Source organism: Rhodococcus sp. YL-1, assembly GCF_001942025.1.
Lineage (GTDB): Bacteria > Actinomycetota > Actinomycetes > Mycobacteriales > Mycobacteriaceae > Rhodococcus_F > Rhodococcus_F qingshengii.
The window spans coordinates 5,051,378-5,068,597 of sequence record NZ_CP017299.1 but is presented as its reverse complement, the minus strand read 5'-3'; the positions used below and the strand labels follow the sequence as shown (position 1 = coordinate 5,068,597).

Sequence of the window (17,220 nt, the reverse complement as noted above, 5' to 3'; positions counted from 1 at the left end):
GTGGGTTGGACAGATTCACTGCCGGCTGGATTCGCCGAGCAGGTTTCCGCGCTTCTCGATCGCGCAACCGAGTTCGACGGCAAGGCGCCCGTGTCGGAACAGGGGCGCCATGCCGTTGCCGGGCGCGGCGGCGCGCGACACTTCCTCGAACTCGACGGCGATGCGGTCGTCGGTTATGCGCAGCTGCAAGCCGGTTCGGACGAGCATCCCGACATGGCGGAGTTGGTGGTCGACCCGCAGGCGCGGCGCCGCGGCATCGGAACCAGGCTTGCCGCAGCGGTATTCGACGAGGGCCGGCCGGGCACGCGTGTCTGGGCGCACGGAAACGTCGACGCCGCAGTCGAATTCGCCAAGAGCCTCGATCTGGTCAGCGTTCGTGAACTCCTGCAGCTGCGTCGACCACTCGATGCTCCGCAGCTTCCGGAAATCGTTGTGCCCGAAGGTGTGACGATTCGGACGTATGGTGGACCCGAAGACGATTCCGAGATCCTTCGCGTCAACAATGCGGCCTTCTCCTGGCATCCCGAGCAGGGTGGCTGGACCCAGGCGGAGATCGACGAGAGAACGGCCGAAGGTTGGTTCGACCCTGCTGGTCTGTTCATGGCGTTCGCGGACACCGATCCCGATACTCTTCTCGGCTTTCACTGGACCAAGGTGCACGCACCCGAAGGTGACGATCCGGAGCTGGGGGAGGTGTACGTCGTGGGGATCGATCCCGCGGCGCAGGGACGAGGTCTCGGCCGAGTGCTGACTCTCGCGGGCATGCATTACCTGCGTGATCGCGGCCTCGGAACCGTCCTTCTGTACGTCGAAGGCGACAACACGGCCGCCCTCCACACGTACGAACGACTCGGCTTCGATCGGTTCCACGTGGACATGGCTTACGCCCGCGCGCTCTGACGTCACAGTCGGACACGCAGAAATGTCCAGTCTGTTCATTCTCCGTTAACCATGTGTGGTCCAGCCGGACACCGCGCCCGCCTACTTTTCTCTGTGGGCAGCGCCGTGTTGCCTGATGCAGATTTCAATCATTCTGCGTCTCATGTCGCCGCCCGATCGTGGGCGTGGCGGTAGCGATTTCCGGAGGATCTTGGTGAATCTCAAGCGCAGTGGTGCCCTGCTTGGTGTAGTGGCCGTGGGCGCCATGACCTTGGCCGCATGTGGCAGCGACAACAACTCGTCGTCGACGGGTGTGGACGCGTCCGCATCGAACGCAACGTGCGAAGGCAAGAGCAACCTCTCTGCCGCTGGTTCCTCGGCACAGAAGAACGCCATGGACCAGTTCGTCGCCACTTACATCTCCGTGTGCCAGGAAAAGGGCAAGACGGTCAACGTCGCGTACAACCCCAGCGGTTCGGGCGACGGTCGTACACAGTTCATCGCCGGCCAGATCGACTTCGCCGGCTCCGACTCGGCCATCAAGGACGAGCAGGCCGACAAGGCCAAGGAGCGTTGCGTCGGCGGCGAAGCCTGGAACCTTCCCCTCGTCTTCGGCCCGATCGCAGTTGCATACAACCTCGACGGCGTCGACAAGCTCGTTCTCAACGCAGAGGTTCTCGCGAAGATCTTCAACGGCGGCATCACCAAGTGGAACGATCCGGCAATCGCCGCGCTCAACTCCGGTGCATCGCTTCCCGACGAGAAGATCACCACCGTGATCCGCTCCGATTCCTCGGGTACCACCGACAACTTCCAGAAGTACCTCGACGCGGCATCGAACGGTGCTTGGACGTCGGGCGCAGGGTCCGACTTCACCGGTGGCGTCGGTGAGGGCGCCAAGGGTTCGGCGGGCGTTGCACAGGCAGTTGCCACGGCACCGGGTTCGATCACCTACGTCGAGAAGTCGTTCGCCGATCAGAACAAGCTCTCGGTTGCCGAAATCAACACCGGCTCCGAGGCAGTCGCACTGACCAACGACACGGCCGCGAAGTCGATCGCAGGCGCGAAGTTCAAGTCCGACGCAACCGGCGACCTGACGCTCGACCTCGCGTCGATCTTCAAGACCAACGAAGCCGGCGCCTACCCGCTGGTTCTCGCCACGTACTCGATCGTCTGCTCCAAGGGCTACGACGCGGACACCTCCGCAGCAGTGAAGTCGTTCCTGACGAGCGCGGCCAACGAGGGTCAGGCCAACCTGGCCGAGCAGGGTTACGTCCCGCTGCCGTCCAACGTCCAGGATCGCCTCAACGCGTCCATCACGGCAATCAGCTGACCTAGAGACTCGTGCGGACAAGCTCATGGATCTACATTCAGACGTGAAGGAAGTGAGCGCGCATGAGTGACGCGCCCATCACCTCGACATCTCGTTCTCCCGGCCCCGCAACCAGCGGGGCCGGGGTGGGCGGTCCGAACGGCACCACGGAGGACACGATTACTTCCACCAAGGCTCCAGAAACCGAGCATCCTCCGAAGGGTGACGGTCCGGGTAGCGGCAACAGCAAGACGGTGACCCGTCCGGGTGACCGCATCTTCAGCTCGCTCGCCTCCGGTTCGGCAATCTTCATCACGGTTGTCATCGCGGCGATCGGCGCGTTCCTGATCTGGCGTGCTGTTCCTGCTTTGAGCCGGAACCAGGTCAACTTCCTGACCAGCCGTGAATGGGTCACGCAGAACATCAACGCGATGGCGTTCGGTGTCCTCGATCTTTTCCAGGTCACGGTGTTGGTCTCGCTGTTCGCACTGGTGCTCGCGATGCCGATCGCACTGGGCATTGCGATCTTCCTGACTTCGTACTCACCCAAGTGGCTCACGCGGCCACTGTCGTACACGATCGACCTTCTGGCAGCTGTGCCGTCCATCGTCTACGGCCTGTGGGGACTTCTCGTCTTCGCTCCGGCGATCACCCCGGTCGCGGTGTGGCTCAACGACACTCTCGGCTGGTTCCCGCTCTTCGCCGACGGCAGCGGATCGATCACCGGTGGCGGCACCATCTTCACCGCAGGCATCGTCCTCGCCGTGATGATCCTTCCGGTCATCACCGCAGTGACCCGCGAGGTGTTCATCCAGACCCCGCGATCACAGATCGAAGCCGCACTCGCCCTCGGCGCCACGCGCTGGGAAGTTGTGCGCACCACGGTCATCCCGTTCGGTAAGTCCGGCTACATCAGCGGCTCGATGCTCGGTCTCGGACGCGCACTCGGTGAGACGATGGCGCTCTACCTGATCCTGCGCACCACCTCTCAGGCCTTCGGCTGGTCGCTGTTCGACGGCGGCTCGACCATCGCCTCCAAGATCGCCCTCGGCTACGCGGAGTTCAACAACGACATCCAGGCAGGCGCGTACATCGCGGCCGGACTGGTGCTGTTCGTACTGACCTTCGTCGTCAACGCGGCTGCCCGCGCAGTGATCGCCGGAAAGAAGGACTGACCCATGACCTCCACTCTGGACCGGCCGGTCAAGGCCCCCACTTTCCAAGGCGTCGGCGCTCGTCGTCGTGCCAAGGACGTCATCGCGACCATCCTGGTGAGCCTGGCAGTCGTCATCGCGCTCATCCCGTTGGTCTGGGTGCTCTTCACGGTCATCGCCAAGGGCCTGCCCGCTCTGACGTCGCCTACCTGGTTCACCAACTCGCTGAGCGGATTGACGGCGTCGGCCGACGGCGGCGGTATCTATCACGCCTTGATCGGCACCCTGCTGCAAGGCATCGTGTGCGCGGTCTTCTCCATCCCGCTCGGTATCTTCGTCGCGATCTACCTGGTGGAGTACGCCGACCGGAAGTCGAAGCTGGGCAAGCTGACCACGTTCATGGTCGACATCCTCAGCGGTGTTCCGTCGATCGTGGCCGCGCTGTTCATCTACGCCCTGTGGATCGCGACCTTCGGCTTCCCCAAGTCCGCGTTTGCGGTGTCACTGGCTCTGGTCCTTCTGATGGTCCCGGTCGTCATCCGCTCCACCGAGGAAATGCTGCGCATCGTCCCGATGGATCTGCGAGAGGCGTCGTACGCGCTCGGTGTGCCGAAGTGGAAGACCATCTCGAAAATCGTTCTGCCGACGGCACTTCCCGGCATCATCACCGGCGTCATGCTGGCCCTGGCCCGCGTGCTCGGTGAGACCGCACCGCTGCTGATCCTCGTCGGCTACGCACCGTTCATCAACTTCGACCTGTTCAACGGCGAAATGGGCACACTGCCTTCCGTCATGGTCGCCGAGATGAACAACCCCACCGACGCCGGCACCAACCGCATCTGGGGCGCAGCACTGACCCTGATCCTGCTGATCGCGATCCTCAACATCGTCGCGAAGCTGATCGGTCACTTCTCCCAGGTCAGAAGTAAGTGATGCGGCCTCGGAACATGTTCGTACTCAACAGCGTCAACAACTCAGTAGGGAGCCGGTAATGGCCAAGCGTCTGGATCTCAAGGACGTCAACATCTACTACGGCAAGTTCCACGCCGTCGCCGATGTGGGCCTGTCCGTCCCGCCCCGGAGCGTCACCGCCTTCATCGGCCCGTCCGGTTGCGGCAAGTCCACCGTTCTCCGTTCACTCAATCGCATGCACGAAGTGATTCCCGGTGCGCGCGTCGAGGGTTCGGTGCTGCTCGACGGCGAGGACATCTACGGCTCGAACGTCGATCCGGTCGGTGTTCGCAAGACCATCGGCATGGTGTTCCAGCGACCCAACCCCTTCCCGACCATGTCCATCAAGGACAACGTCGTCGCGGGCTTGAAGTTGCAGGGCGAGCGCAGCAAGAAGAAGCTCGACGAGGTGGCCGAGCGTTCGCTGCGCGGTGCCAACCTGTGGAACGAGGTCAAGGATCGCCTCGACAAGCCCGGTGGCGGCCTCTCAGGCGGTCAGCAGCAGCGTCTGTGCATCGCGCGTGCCATCGCGGTCTCGCCCGACGTCCTGCTCATGGACGAGCCGTGCTCCGCGCTCGACCCGATCTCGACCCTCGCGATCGAAGACCTGATCACCGAGCTGAAGAAGGACTTCACGATCGTCATCGTCACGCACAACATGCAGCAGGCTGCGCGTGTGAGTGACCAGACGGCATTCTTCAACCTCGAGGCAACCGGCAAGCCCGGTCAGCTCGTCGAGATCGACGACACCGAGAAGATCTTCTCGAACCCGACGCAGAAGGCCACCGAGGACTACATCTCCGGCCGCTTCGGATAGGTCCCGGGATCAACCCTGCACGATCATGTTTCACCCCCGTTTCCAACAGGAGACGGGGGTGAAACTTTTTGGTTGTGGTGATAGTTCCCACTCCGGTGCGCAGAGCTGAGCGTCGTTGGGCGCCCGAATAATTCGATGAGCAGCGCAAGTGCGCCGAGTGGGCGCTGAAGTAGCCGACGACGTGAAACTCGTGGATACTGACGACGCTTCGGACAATGCTAATCTCGGCCCGACAGCACGCTGTCGATCGATGTCGTTTCACAACCGGAAGGGCTTGTCAGTGCACCTCACCCCTTCAGATACCGAAAAGCTGCTCCTGAGCGTCGCGGGCATGGTCGCCCGTGACCGCCGCGAGCGCGGGGTACTGCTGAACTACCCCGAAGCGATGGCACTGATCTCGTGCTGGATTCTCGAGCGCGCGCGTGACGGAATGACGGTTGCGGAACTGATGAACGCCGGTCGGCAAGTGCTCACCCGCGACGACGTGATGGAAGGGGTACCCGAGATGATTGCAAACGTCCAGGTGGAGGCCACTTTCCCGGACGGTCGCAAACTGGTCACCGTGACGGAGCCCATTCGATGATTCCCGGCGAAGTACGTGTGTCCACCGAACCGCTCGAGTTCGGCACGGACGCGGAGAAGATCACGATGGTCGTCGTCAACGACGGCGATCGCCCCATTCAGATCGGTTCACATCTCCACCTTCCCGCGGCCAACCCGGCGTTGACCTTCGATCGCGAAGCGGCAGACGGCTTCCGGCTCGACATCCCCTCGGGAACGTCGGTTCGGTTCGAACCCGGGGTCAGCAGAACGGTGACACTGATCGCGCTCGGCGGACTCAAAAGGGTTCCGGGCCTGCAGATCGTGCCGGACGAAGACCTACCGACACATGCGCGCGAGCCCAAGACCGTCATGCCGTTCGGCACGCCCGGCGTCGAGGTCGAAGAACCTTTGCGAGCGTCCTCGGTGAACGTGCGTGTGAGTGATGTTCCAGTCGAGGCGGATTCACCGGACGACGCCGCGACGACAGTTGAGAGGACAGCCGAATGAGCAGGATCGATCGACGCGGCTACGCCTCCCTGTACGGCCCGACCGCAGGCGACCAGATCCGTTTGGCCGACACAGATCTGTGGATCGAGATCGAGCACGACTACACCGCGACCGGCGACGAGATGGTCTTCGGCGGCGGTAAGAGCATCCGCGAGTCGATGGGCCAGGGCCTGACCACTCGCGACCAGGGCGCTCTCGACGTCGTCATCACCAACACGGTGATTCTCGATCACTGGGGAATCGTCCGGGCAGACGTCGGAATTCGCGACGGACGCATCGTTGCGATCGGCAAGTCCGGTAACCCCGACATCATGGATGGCGTGCACCCCAAGTTGCTCATCGGGCCGAGCACCGACGTGATCGCCGGCGAGGGGAAGATCCTCACCGCGGGTGCGATCGACACTCACGTGCACTTCCTCAGTGAAATCGAGATGATGGAGGCGCTCGCGACCGGTACGACGACGGTGGCGGGCGGCGGAACGGGCCCCACCGAGGGAAGCAAGGCAACCACCGTCACACCCGGCGCCTGGTCCTTGACGATGATGCACCGCGCCCTCGACCACATCCCGCTCAACGTTCTTCTCCTCGGCAAGGGCAGCACCGTCAGCCATGAGGCCATGCGTCAGGAAGCTCTCGCCGGCGCAGGCGGATTCAAGGTCCACGAGGACTGGGGTTCCACTCCGGCTGCGATCGACGCAGCGCTGCGCGCAGCCGACGAGTTCGGCCTCCAGGTAGCGCTGCACGCCGACAGCCTCAACGAAACCGGTTACGTACAGCACACTTTGGATGCGATTGCCGGACGTGGGATCCACGTGTTCCATGCGGAAGGCGCCGGCGGCGGGCACGCACCGGACATCATCGTGACGGCAGGTGAGCCGAACGTTCTTCCGGCATCGACCAATCCGACGTTGCCGCATACCGTCAACACGGTTGCCGAGCACCTCGACATGCTCATCGTGTGTCATGCGCTCAATCCCCGGGTTCCGGAGGATCTTGCCTTTGCCGAGTCCCGGATCCGGCCGACAACGATTGCAGCAGAAGACTTTCTGCACGACATCGGAGCCATCTCGATCACCTCGTCCGACGCCCAAGCGATGGGCCGTATCGGTGAGGTGACCCTGCGGACATGGCAGGTGGCTCACGTCATGAAGGCCCAGTACGGCAAGCTGGGCACCAGCATGCCGGCCGACAACGAGCGTGCGCGGCGTTACGTCGCCAAGTACACGATCTGCCCCGCGGTGGCGCACGGTATCGATCACGAGATCGGCTCGGTCGAGGCCGGGAAGATGGCGGACCTGGTGCTGTGGGATCCCGCGTTCTTCGGAGTCCGTCCTTCTGCCGTGATCAAGGGCGGGGCGATAGTTGCTGCGCCGCTTGGTGATCCGAATGCTGCTATCCCGACCCCGCAGCCGGTGTTCGTTCGCCCGGCCATCGCGGCGACTCCGGGATCGGCCCCACACCTGTCCACGACGTTCGTCTCTCCGATGGCCATCGAGGACGGTCTGGCCGACCGTCTCGGTCTCACGCGCACCCTTACCGGTGTTCGTCCGACGAGGCACCTCACCAAGGCGGATATGCCGAACAACACGGCGCTGCCGTCCATCGACGTCGATCCGGAGACGTTTGCCATCAAGGTCAACGGCGACCTGATCGCGCCCAACCCCGTTGACGTAGTGCCGATGGCTCAGCGCTACATGCTGTTCTGAAACCATGTCGATCGAGACGGCGTCTGCCGAGATAGCATCGATGCTCTTGGCAGACGGGCGTCTGCCTACCGGCGGTCACGCGCACTCGTCGGGGTTGGAACCGGCACTGGCGGGCGGACTCCTGCAGAGTCAGGTCCCTGACTTCATTCGCGGTCGACTCGAAACAGTCGGACTTGTCGAGGCCGCTTCAACGGTGGTCACGCGCCGCTGGGCCGTAAGTGAGGGTAGTGCAGGCGAACTCGAGGACATCTCGAGGGAACTGCTCGCTCGGACTCCCAGCGCACCGCTGCGTGAGGCGTCGATTCAGCTCGGCCGTGGGCTGGCGAGACTGGCGTCGCGATTGTGGCCGCAGCACCCCGCGGTGCAGATGCTCATGGCGCTGCCTGGGCATCCGATGCGTCCGCTCGCGTTGGGCGTCTTCACGGCGGTCTCCGGGATGGACGACCTACAGGCAGCCAGATCTTGTTTGTACGACGACGCCCAAACGGTGGCGTCGGCGGCATTGAAGCTACTGCCGGTGGATCCGGCAGAACCGGTCGAATGGTTGCTCCGAGCAGCCCCGACCATCGAAACCGTCGCCGCGGCTGCCGTAGCCGTCGAGGGCGTCGCAGATATACCCGCAACAACAGGGCCGTTGGTCGAACAATGGTCACTCGAACACCACGCTCGATCCAGGAGGATTTTCCGTGCTTGACAACCTGAACAACACCACCACTGCTGCAAGAGGTTTGAGGCTCGGCGTTGCCGGCCCCGTCGGCACCGGCAAAAGCACCCTCATCGCCACCATCTGCCGCGAACTCGCGGCGGAGTACGAGATCGCGGTGGTCACCAACGACATCTACACCGACGAGGACGCGCGACTGTTGCGCGCGGCCAACGTTCTGCCGATCGAGCGCATCGTCGCAGTCGAGACCGGTGCGTGCCCGCACACGGCTATTCGTGACGACGTCACGCCGAACCTCATTGCGGTCGAAGACCTCGAGCGTCAGTTCCATCCCCTCGACATGGTGATCGTGGAAAGCGGCGGTGACAACCTGACCGCCACGTTCAGTCCGGCACTGGTCGACGCCCAGATCTTCTGCATCGACGTCGCGGGCGGCGGAGACGTCGCCCGCAAGGGCGGTCCCGGAATCGAGCGGGCAGATCTGTTGGTGGTCAACAAGATCGACCTGGCCCCGTACGTCGACGTCGACGCGGTCCAGATGGTTGCCGATGCCACGGCCGCGCGTGACGGACTTCCAGTTCTCGCGCTCAGCCAGAAGGATCACTCAACGATCGACCAGCTCAGTGCGTGGCTCCGCCAGGTCATCGCATCTCATCGCGCGGGTAGTCACACCCCGCAGGATCCGGGGCCGATGGCGCCGCACTTCCATGCCGATGAAGAAGACCACGGTCACGGTCACGGTCACGGGCACAGCCACTCTCACGCTCACTGATGCGCACTGGAGCTACGCGGGTCGTCGTCGAGAGAGTGGGTGACACCGCTGTTGCGCGAGAGCTGATCTCGGGCGACTTCCTGGCCCCGCGGTTCGTCGACGCTCGCGGGCTCACCGTGCGAATTGCCCTGGTAGGGCACAGCGCAACGCTGTTGGCCGGCGACGACCTACGTATCGAGTTCGTGGTCGCACCCGGTACGTGTCTCGAGGTGATCGAGCCGTCCGGGACCGTCGCGTACAACGCACGCGGTGGCCGGGCGTCGTGGTCGGCTTCGGCGAGCGTCGGTGCCGGTGCGGCGCTGATCTGGCGTGCGGCACCGTTTGTCGTCGCGGGCGGCGCGGATGTGACCAGGCGCGTGGATATTTCACTGGAATCCGATGCGGTTGCGCTGCTCGACGAGATGATCGTGTTCGGCCGGACCGGCGAAACCGGCGGTGCGCTTCGCTCGGATCAGCGCATTACCGTCGGCGGGGAAGCGCTGCTCGTGGAAACTCTCGACCTGCGTAGCGTGCCGGGCCGTTCGCTGCCGGGAATTCTCGGTGGCCATCGCGTGCTCGGTACGACCATGCTGTTGGGGATGAAGACTACCGACGACGTCGAAGGGCACGTGACGCCGCTGGCGGGAGCAGGGATGCTGGCACGGGCCGTTGCCGACCACGCACATGAGGCGAGCGCAGCGTTGGATCCGATCTGGTCGCAGTGGCGTGGGCGAGTTTCGCAGAAGTACACCGACTGATTCGCCCGACCGTCACACTTCGGGAGGCTGCGTCGTCCAGTATGTGACCAGGCCGAAGAGAGCCGGGCGCACAGGTTTGACGGAGGCATCATGCGAATTGTTGTTCTGGGCGGAACCGGCCAGATGGGAAAGCTGGTCGTCGAGCAGGCGAAAATCGGGGGCCATGACGTCGTCGCCGCTGCTCGATCGACGGGAGTCGACATCTCCACGGGTGCGGGGTTGGACGAAGCATTTGTCGGTGCCGACGTGGTCGTCGACGTGAGTGATCACGTCACCAACAGTGCGAGGAAGGCAATCGAGTTCTTCGAGACGGCAGCGAAGAACATCGCCGCGGCCGAAGCCAGGGCCGGCGTGAAGCACCACGTGTTGCTCTCGATCGTGAACTGCGACGATCCGCAATTGAAGTCCTTCGGTTACTACCAGGGGAAGGCTGCGCAGGAACGCGCGGTGGAAGCGTCGAGTATTCCCTTCACGATCCTGCGATCCACTCAGTGGTTCGAGTTCGGCGAGAAGACGATCGCGCTGTTCGGACTGGGGCCGATCGCTATGGTTCCTCGGATGCGGTCACAACCGGTGGCAGCGAAGACCGTCGCCGAGGCTCTGGTGACGTGCGCTCAGAACGGTCCGACCGGGAGGGCTCCAGATCTCGCCGGGCCTGAGGTCCTCGAGATCCCGGCCATGACGCGCGAGATCTTGAAATACCGTGGCCGACGTAGGTGGCTGATCCCGATCTCGATGCCGGGAGCGGGTAAGGCGATGAAGGGTGGGGCGTTGCTGCCCGCGCCGGGATCCACAACTGCAGGACCCACGTTGGAAACCTGGTTGCACGAGAACTGAATAGGAAAGGCGGCCGCGCAAGTGCGCGGCCGCCTTTTACTCACGTGGACGGTTGGGTTCAGAGATCCGGGTACGAGGTGAGGTTGTCGACCTTCTCGGTGGTTTCGGGCTCTTCGGGCAGCTTGCCGGTCACCAGGAAGATGACACGTCGGCCGACCTCGACGGCGTGGTCGGCGAATCGCTCGTAGAAGCGGCCGAGCAGCGTGACGTCGACTGCGGCGGCAACGCCGTGCTTCCACTCACGGTCCATGAGGACGGTGAAGAGGTGGCGGTGGAGGTCGTCCATCGCTTCGTCTTCTTCGCGCAGACGGGCAGCGCGCTCGGGGTCGCGGGTCTCGAGGACGACCTTGGCGGCCGCACCGATGGAGACAGCGATGCGTCCCATCTCGGCGAAGTAGCCGTTGACCTCTTCGGGAAGCACGTGGTTGGGATGTCGGCGGCGCGCGATCTTGGCGACGTGCAGGGCGAGTGCGCCCATGCGGTCGATGTCGGCGACGATCTGGATTCCGCTGACCACCGAGCGCAGATCTCCGGCAACGGGAGCCTGCAGGGCGAGCAACGCAAACGCGCGCTCCTCGCAGATGGTGCTGAGTTCGGTGATCTTGTCGTGTTCGCCGATTACTTGTTCTGCCAGGGACAGGTCTGCCTGGAGCAGGGACTGGGTGGCGCGCTCCATAGCGGCACCTGCCAGTCCTGCCATCTCGCCGAGCGTGTCTGCAAGCTCGGTCATCTGTTCGTTGTAAGCCACGCGCATGAGGTCAGAGCCTACGTGCCGTGAAAGACCAAGTCACAAGCACCAGGTGAACGCAAGGTGAATGAACGCGTGTCAGTCGCAGGTGGTGTCGCCGGCGTTGACGCTGGCGATGTCGGCGGGCAGAGCCGTCGAGGTGCTGGTGTCGACCGACGTCGGATTTGCCGCCAGGATGGTTCCCGGGTCCGCGGGGGCGACGACGGTGCCGGCGAAATTGCTTCCGACGACGACCTCGATCATGTCTCCCATGCTCGGAGCGAGAACCAGAACCGCGCCGGGAATCGACGACGCGACCGTCACCGCTTCAGCCTCGTAACCTGCGGCGTAGCGCACGACGGTGGTCGACGCTTGAGCATTCGCCAGGCCGGTGGCTGCGCTGAAGTTACCGACCGTGGAGATCTGGAAACCGTAGGCCGCGAGGCTGTCGGCGATCGTCGCGGCCTGCCCGGCGATTCCCGAGGCGTTGGAGACGTCGACCGAGATGTTGTAGGCGCTCATTGCCTCGACGGAAGTGGCGGCCGGCGGCGTGCTGGACGTAGGAGCGGTTGTCGTGGAACTGGTCGACGACGGTGTGGTGTCCTCGCGCTCTTCGCCCGGAAGCGGATCGTCGTCGATGATCGCCTGGAAGAGGGACTTGATCTCGTCCGTGCGAGGAATCTCGTTGCCCCAGTCGTTGGTGCCGTCCGTGGGGACCGTCAAGAACGTGACCGCGCCTGCGTCGACGTTCTGGAGCGAGCGACCGAGGGTGACCAGTGACTTGGTGTCGATGTTTTCGACGAACGTGTCGCTGGTGAAGGCGTTGATGAATCCGTTGAGCTTGCTCGGATTCAGGAGGACCTGGTTGGACAGGGCCGAGCGGAGCAGCGCCGACAGGAACTTCTGCTGGCGGGTGATGCGCCCGTAGTCGCCGTTGCCCTCGGCTTCGACGTGGCGAGCACGCACGTAGTTGAGGGCGGTACGGCCGTCGAGCATCTGCGTGCCGCCGGAGGCGAGGACGGTTCCGAGGATGCCGTCTTCGATCGGTCCGGGGGAGCAGACGTTCACACCGCCGACGGTGTCGACCATGCGCTCGAAACCGGCGAAGTCCATTCCGACGAAGTGCCCGATTTTCAGGCCGGACATCTTCTGGATGACCTTGACCAGGCATTTGGGGCCACCGAGTGCGTACGTCGCATTGAGTTTGTCCCCGCTCGCTGCCGGGAAGGTTTCGCTGGTGTACTTGCCGGCGTCGTTGTCCCATCCCTGACAGATCGGACGTTCGACGTCGAGGTCACGCGGGAAGGAGACGGCGACGACGCGGCTTCGGTCGGCGGGAATGTTCACCAGCATGACCGTGTCGGCTCGGGCGCCTTCGGCGTCTTCGACGGTTCCGGCGCCGATCTCACCGCTCGCACCGGCGCGGGTATCGGTGCCGATGATCAGGTACGTCTCGTCGCCGAGTTGACCACCGGCGTCGATGATGTCGTCGGACTCGGTGTCGAGTGCCGCAATCTGATCGAATCCGCCTTCGACCGAGCGCAGATAGCCCCACACGACGCCGGTCAATGCGAGAGACATGACGGCCAGGAACGCTACTGCCGATCGGCCGATCACTTTTGCGCGATGGCGGCGGCGAATCTTGCTTTGCGCCAGACGAGTGGCGCCGGTGTCACCGACTACCCGCGGCACTGCGGAGGTGACGGGATGTTCTTCGGTGATCCAGTCCGCAGCGGCGGGCGGAACGGTCGGACGGGCGGGAATCGGCCGGGCGGGGGGCGGCGACGACGCTGCTGAAGATTGAGTCTTGGGTGGTACGGATTTGTTCGGCGCCGGCTTGGGCGGCGTAGCCGGGGCTGGTGGCGGCTTCTTGTCGCCTACCCGACGGACCAACTCGGCGACCGAAACAGAGTCGTCGGTCGGAGGCGAGTCCCGTCGCCCGGTACGTCCACTGCTGCGACGCTCCGGGGGACTGGGTGGTTGCGGTGTTGGTCGCTGGGGTGTGGCAGGGCGCTGGGGCGTTGCCGGTTGGTCCGGTCGGGCGTTGCGGAAGCGCTTGTCTGCGAGCGGACGTTCCCAGGGGGCGCGGCTCTCGGGCGGAGGTGGGCCCGAATCGTGATCATCACCCACCGATGCAACCTGTCCCGTCGTCGACTGTCAGTAACTCGTCATTCAGATGCCGGCGTCAACCGGTTGTCGACGAAGCTGGAGCCATATTACTGGTGAATCCTGAGTGCTTCACTCAGAAAGTGATGTGAGTAATCCGACGGCGTGTTTTCGCTAGCCACCAGAGTGCATCATGTCAGCTCCCACCGGCACAAGGTCGTCTTCGGGATCGTCGAGCCAACCTTCCGGGAGTGCTACCTGACCGGGTGAGCCTTGGCGTCCGCGCGGGCCTTCGGCGTCCTTGGGGAACGGGACGTCGTGGTCGAGCTGTCCGAGCAGATCGTCCAGTTCGGACAACGTGCTGACCAGAGCCATCGAGACCCGCAGATCCGATCCGACCGGGAACCCACGCATGTACCAGGAGACGTGCTTGCGAAGTTCGCGCAGACCCTTCATTTCACCGTGATGTGCGGCGAGCAGTTGGGCGTGACGGGCGATGATCTTGGTGACTTCGCCGAGCGTCGGCGGCGTGGCGATCTGTTGTCCGTTGAGAGCTGCGCTGAGTTCCGCGAACAGCCATGGCCGTCCGAGGCAGCCGCGTCCGACGACGACGCCGTCGCAGCCGGTCTCGTTCATCATGCGGGCAGCATCCGAGGCGTCGAAGATGTCGCCGTTGCCGAGGATCGGCACGTCGGTGACGTGTTCCTTGAGGCGCGTGATCTCGTTCCAGTCAGCAGTGCCGGAGTAGCGCTGCGACGCGGTACGTGCGTGAAGTGCGACGGCAGCGGCGCCTTCAGCTGCGGCGATCCGGCCGGCGTCGAGGTGCGTGTGATGTTCGGGGTCGATGCCGACGCGCATCTTGACGGTGACCGGAATGTCGGTGCCTTCGGTGGCGCGCACGGCTGCCGCGACGATCTGACCGAACAGTCGACGCTTGTACGGTAGCGCCGATCCACCGCCCTTGCGGGTCACCTTGGGTACCGGGCAGCCGAAGTTCATGTCGATGTGATCGGCCATGTTCTCGTCGACGATCATCTTGGCCGCGGCGTAAGTCGTATCCGGGTCGACGGTGTACAGCTGCAGCGACCTGGGCGTTTCGGTCGGACCGAACGTGGTCATGTGCATCGTGGCGGGTTGGCGTTCGACGAGCGCGCGGGCGGTGACCATCTCGCAGACGTAGAGCCCGGACGTGCTGCCTGCACGTTCGAGTTCGAGTTCACGGCACAGCGTGCGGAAGGCGACGTTGGTGACGCCCGCCATGGGTGCGAGGACCACGGGGCTGTGCAGCTCGAGTGAACCGATACGAAGGGATGACATGTCTACCTCTGAACAAATACTTGTGACAATTGGAAGTGCCCGGTACCGAATCCGGTACCGGGCACAGAATAGCTGGTGAAACTAAGAAGCCTGCTGTTCGCGCTTGGCGGCTTCGCGTGCGAGCATGCGATCGCGCTGTTCCTCGAACTTCGTCGCGTTGGCGGCGAGTGTCTCGAGGAAGGCCGCCAACTCTTCGCGCGTGTTCTCGCCTTCGGCGCTGAAATCGTTGCGCTCGAAGATGTTCCACTTGCGCAGGACAGGCCAGACGACCTCGTCGAGGTGCTGGCGAAGGTCGTAGATGCCGTGCTTGGCCATCAGAGCGCCGTTACGGCGGAAGTTCGGCATGCCGGCACCGGGCATCTGGAAGTTCTGGACGATGTTCGCCACAGCCTTGAGCGCCTGATCGGGAGCAAGATCGAGCGCGGCGGCGCAGATGTTGCGGTAGAAGATCATGTGCAGGTTCTCGTCGGCGGCGATGCGCTGAAGCATCTTGTCGGCAATCGGCTCGTCGCAGGCCTTGCCGGTGTTGCGGTGGCTGACGCGCGTCGCGAGTTCCTGGAAGGTCACGTAGGCGACCGAGTGCAGCAGGCCGGCGTCGCCCTCGTCGATGGGTGCGCTGTAACCGTTTGTCATGTGTTCCATGCGGAAGCGCTCGAGCTCGACGGGGTCGACTGCGCGCGTGACGACGAGGTAGTCACGCATCACGATGCCGTGGCGGTTCTCCTCGGCGGTCCACCGGCCGACCCACGTTCCCCAGGCACCGTCCTGCGAAAAGTTCTCGGCGATCTCACGGTGGTACGACGGCAGGTTGTCCTCGGTGAGCAGGTTGGTGATCATCGCGGCGCGAGCTACCTCGCCGAGTTGTGACTGTTCGAGACTCCAGTCTTCGCCGCCCATGGCTGCGAAATTACGGCCCTCGTCCCACGGAACGTAGTCGTGTGGATGCCATTCCTTGGCCATGGAGATGTGGCGGTTGACGTTCTCCTCGGCAACCGGCTGCAGCTCTTGTAGCAGCTCCAGCTGCGTCAGAATCCTCGTCATTTCTTGCCTCCATGTTGAGTGAATGCGCGACTTCGCCCCAGCCTACGGCACCGTAGGTTTGAAAAGAATGGCATGAAAATTGCTCCCCTCGAGGGATGTTACCGATCCGTAGTTATCCGGGGGCACTTTCACTACCAAGTCGTTCTTTCGACGTAGTCGCGGAACGTCCGGGCGGGATCGGACAGCTCGCGGCTCTTCGACCAGATCAGCCCTATTTTTCGCTGTGCTCCTTCGATCGGTACGTAGACGACTCCTTCGGCCCAGATCGGTGGATCCTGAACCGGCATGACCGAGACACCGAAGGACGCGGAGACCAGTCCGCCGACCGTTGCCAGCTCGCTGCTCTCGAAGACGAAATTCGGAGTGAATCCTGCGGCCGCGCACAGTTCATCGAGAATTCTTCGCATCCCGAAGTTCGGATGCATACCGATGAACGGTTCGTCGGCCGCGTCCGCAAGCTCGACCGAATGCAACTTCGCAAAGCGATGATCAGCCGGAACAGCCAATGCCAGTGACTGCTGGGCGATCTGCATCCACGCCACCTGCGGATCGCGCGGCTGAGGCGAGACGACGGCCAGGTCGGACGTGCCGGCGGCGATTCTGTCGACCAGGAACTGCGCGCTGTCCTGATGCAGTTCGAATCGCACTCCGGGATGCTCGACGCGGTATCCGCGCAGCATGTGCGGCACCAACCAGGTGCCGAACGAGTGGAGGAAGTCGAGCCGGACCGTGCCGCTCTCTGGGCTCGCCAGCGACTGGATTTCGGTCTGCGCGGCGTCGAGGGCACGCAGTGCGATGCGAGCATGTCGATAGAGGATCTCGCCGTACCGGTTCAGTTCGAGTCGGCGTCCCTGACGGTCGAAGAGTGTCACGCCGATCTGTCGTTCGAGGCGTGCGAGTTTGCGCGAAAGGGTCGGTTGCGACAGGTGAGTCAGATCCGCGGTAGCGGTCACCTGTTGGGTTTCGGCGAGCACGACAAACCATTCGAGGTCTTCGGTCAGCATCACGAACCCAATCTATATACCTCCAGAGCATATAGAACATCAAGTTTATGCATTTTCTTTTGCCGAGTCTGGGCGGGAGGATTCTTGCCGGAGGTAAGTGATGCCTGGAGGTACGTGGTGACTGTCGAGAATGTGATCGAATCCGA

The 17,220-nt window shown here is 63.5% G+C and carries 17 protein-coding genes; 12 read left to right on the top strand and 5 right to left on the bottom strand.

What is annotated here, in order from left to right:
• The 12 genes from mshD (at position 1) to BH682_RS23380 (ending at position 10,879) form a co-directional block, all read left to right on the top strand.
• Positions 1 to 900: a mycothiol synthase gene (mshD, locus tag BH682_RS23435; RefSeq protein ID WP_007733842.1), complete on the top strand. Its 900-nt coding sequence runs from the start codon at positions 1 to 3 to the stop codon at positions 898 to 900.
• Between the two features lie 193 nt (positions 901 to 1,093).
• Positions 1,094 to 2,212, top strand: a complete 1,119-nt coding sequence (gene pstS / locus BH682_RS23430) for a phosphate ABC transporter substrate-binding protein PstS (RefSeq protein WP_003940482.1) — start codon at positions 1,094 to 1,096, stop codon at positions 2,210 to 2,212.
• Positions 2,213 to 2,274: 62 nt separating this feature from the next.
• Positions 2,275 to 3,366 (top strand): phosphate ABC transporter permease subunit PstC, encoded by a 1,092-nt coding sequence (gene pstC / locus BH682_RS23425; RefSeq protein WP_007733846.1) that lies wholly within the window; start codon positions 2,275 to 2,277, stop codon positions 3,364 to 3,366.
• A 3-nt stretch (positions 3,367 to 3,369) separates the two neighbouring features.
• Complete coding sequence (pstA, locus tag BH682_RS23420) at positions 3,370 to 4,278, top strand: phosphate ABC transporter permease PstA (protein WP_003940100.1); 909 nt, start codon at positions 3,370 to 3,372, stop codon at positions 4,276 to 4,278.
• 58 nt (positions 4,279 to 4,336) lie between these two features.
• The gene (gene pstB, locus BH682_RS23415) at positions 4,337 to 5,113 is read left to right on the top strand and encodes a phosphate ABC transporter ATP-binding protein PstB (protein WP_003939968.1); all 777 of its coding nucleotides are present in this window, start codon (positions 4,337 to 4,339) and stop codon (positions 5,111 to 5,113) included.
• A gap of 280 nt (positions 5,114 to 5,393) precedes the next feature.
• Complete coding sequence (ureA, locus tag BH682_RS23410) at positions 5,394 to 5,696, top strand: urease subunit gamma (protein WP_003939800.1); 303 nt, start codon at positions 5,394 to 5,396, stop codon at positions 5,694 to 5,696.
• The gene (ureB, locus tag BH682_RS37220; RefSeq protein WP_007733849.1) at positions 5,693 to 6,163 is read left to right on the top strand and encodes an urease subunit beta; all 471 of its coding nucleotides are present in this window, start codon (positions 5,693 to 5,695) and stop codon (positions 6,161 to 6,163) included. The genes ureA and ureB overlap by 4 nt, the downstream gene beginning before the upstream one ends.
• Positions 6,160 to 7,869: an urease subunit alpha gene (locus tag BH682_RS23400; protein ID WP_030535249.1), complete on the top strand. Its 1,710-nt coding sequence runs from the start codon at positions 6,160 to 6,162 to the stop codon at positions 7,867 to 7,869. The genes ureB and BH682_RS23400 overlap by 4 nt, the downstream gene beginning before the upstream one ends.
• A 4-nt stretch (positions 7,870 to 7,873) precedes the next feature.
• On the top strand, positions 7,874 to 8,563 hold the full coding sequence (locus BH682_RS23395) for an urease accessory protein UreF (RefSeq protein WP_007733855.1): 690 nt from the start codon (positions 7,874 to 7,876) through the stop codon (positions 8,561 to 8,563).
• Complete coding sequence (gene ureG, locus BH682_RS23390; protein ID WP_047271075.1) at positions 8,556 to 9,305, top strand: urease accessory protein UreG; 750 nt, start codon at positions 8,556 to 8,558, stop codon at positions 9,303 to 9,305. Before BH682_RS23395 ends, ureG begins: the two co-directional genes overlap by 8 nt.
• Positions 9,305 to 10,042, top strand: a complete 738-nt coding sequence (locus BH682_RS23385) for an urease accessory protein UreD (RefSeq protein ID WP_075834259.1) — start codon at positions 9,305 to 9,307, stop codon at positions 10,040 to 10,042. Before ureG ends, BH682_RS23385 begins: the two co-directional genes overlap by 1 nt.
• A gap of 90 nt (positions 10,043 to 10,132) precedes the next feature.
• Positions 10,133 to 10,879, top strand: a complete 747-nt coding sequence (locus BH682_RS23380) for an SDR family oxidoreductase (protein WP_075834257.1) — start codon at positions 10,133 to 10,135, stop codon at positions 10,877 to 10,879.
• 58 nt (positions 10,880 to 10,937) lie between these two features.
• Here the strand turns inward: BH682_RS23380 and phoU are convergent, their stop codons facing one another.
• From phoU to BH682_RS23355, 5 genes are all read right to left on the bottom strand, one after another.
• Positions 10,938 to 11,633, bottom strand: a complete 696-nt coding sequence (gene phoU, locus BH682_RS23375) for a phosphate signaling complex protein PhoU (protein ID WP_003940130.1) — start codon at positions 11,631 to 11,633, stop codon at positions 10,938 to 10,940.
• 72 nt (positions 11,634 to 11,705) lie between these two features.
• Entirely contained in the window at positions 11,706 to 13,736 is a 2,031-nt protein-coding gene (locus BH682_RS23370; protein ID WP_042451384.1) for an LCP family protein, read from the bottom strand.
• A gap of 150 nt (positions 13,737 to 13,886) precedes the next feature.
• Positions 13,887 to 15,029, bottom strand: a complete 1,143-nt coding sequence (gene dusB, locus BH682_RS23365) for a tRNA dihydrouridine synthase DusB (RefSeq protein WP_003939756.1) — start codon at positions 15,027 to 15,029, stop codon at positions 13,887 to 13,889.
• An 81-nt stretch (positions 15,030 to 15,110) separates the two neighbouring features.
• Positions 15,111 to 16,070 carry an acyl-ACP desaturase gene (locus tag BH682_RS23360; RefSeq protein WP_003940492.1) on the bottom strand — a complete coding sequence of 320 codons (960 nt, stop codon included), beginning with the start codon at positions 16,068 to 16,070 and terminating at the stop codon, positions 15,111 to 15,113.
• 131 nt (positions 16,071 to 16,201) lie between these two features.
• Positions 16,202 to 17,077, bottom strand: coding sequence for a LysR family transcriptional regulator (locus tag BH682_RS23355; protein WP_081377546.1), 876 nt, complete (start codon positions 17,075 to 17,077; stop codon positions 16,202 to 16,204).
• Positions 17,078 to 17,220: the final 143 nt, after the last annotated feature.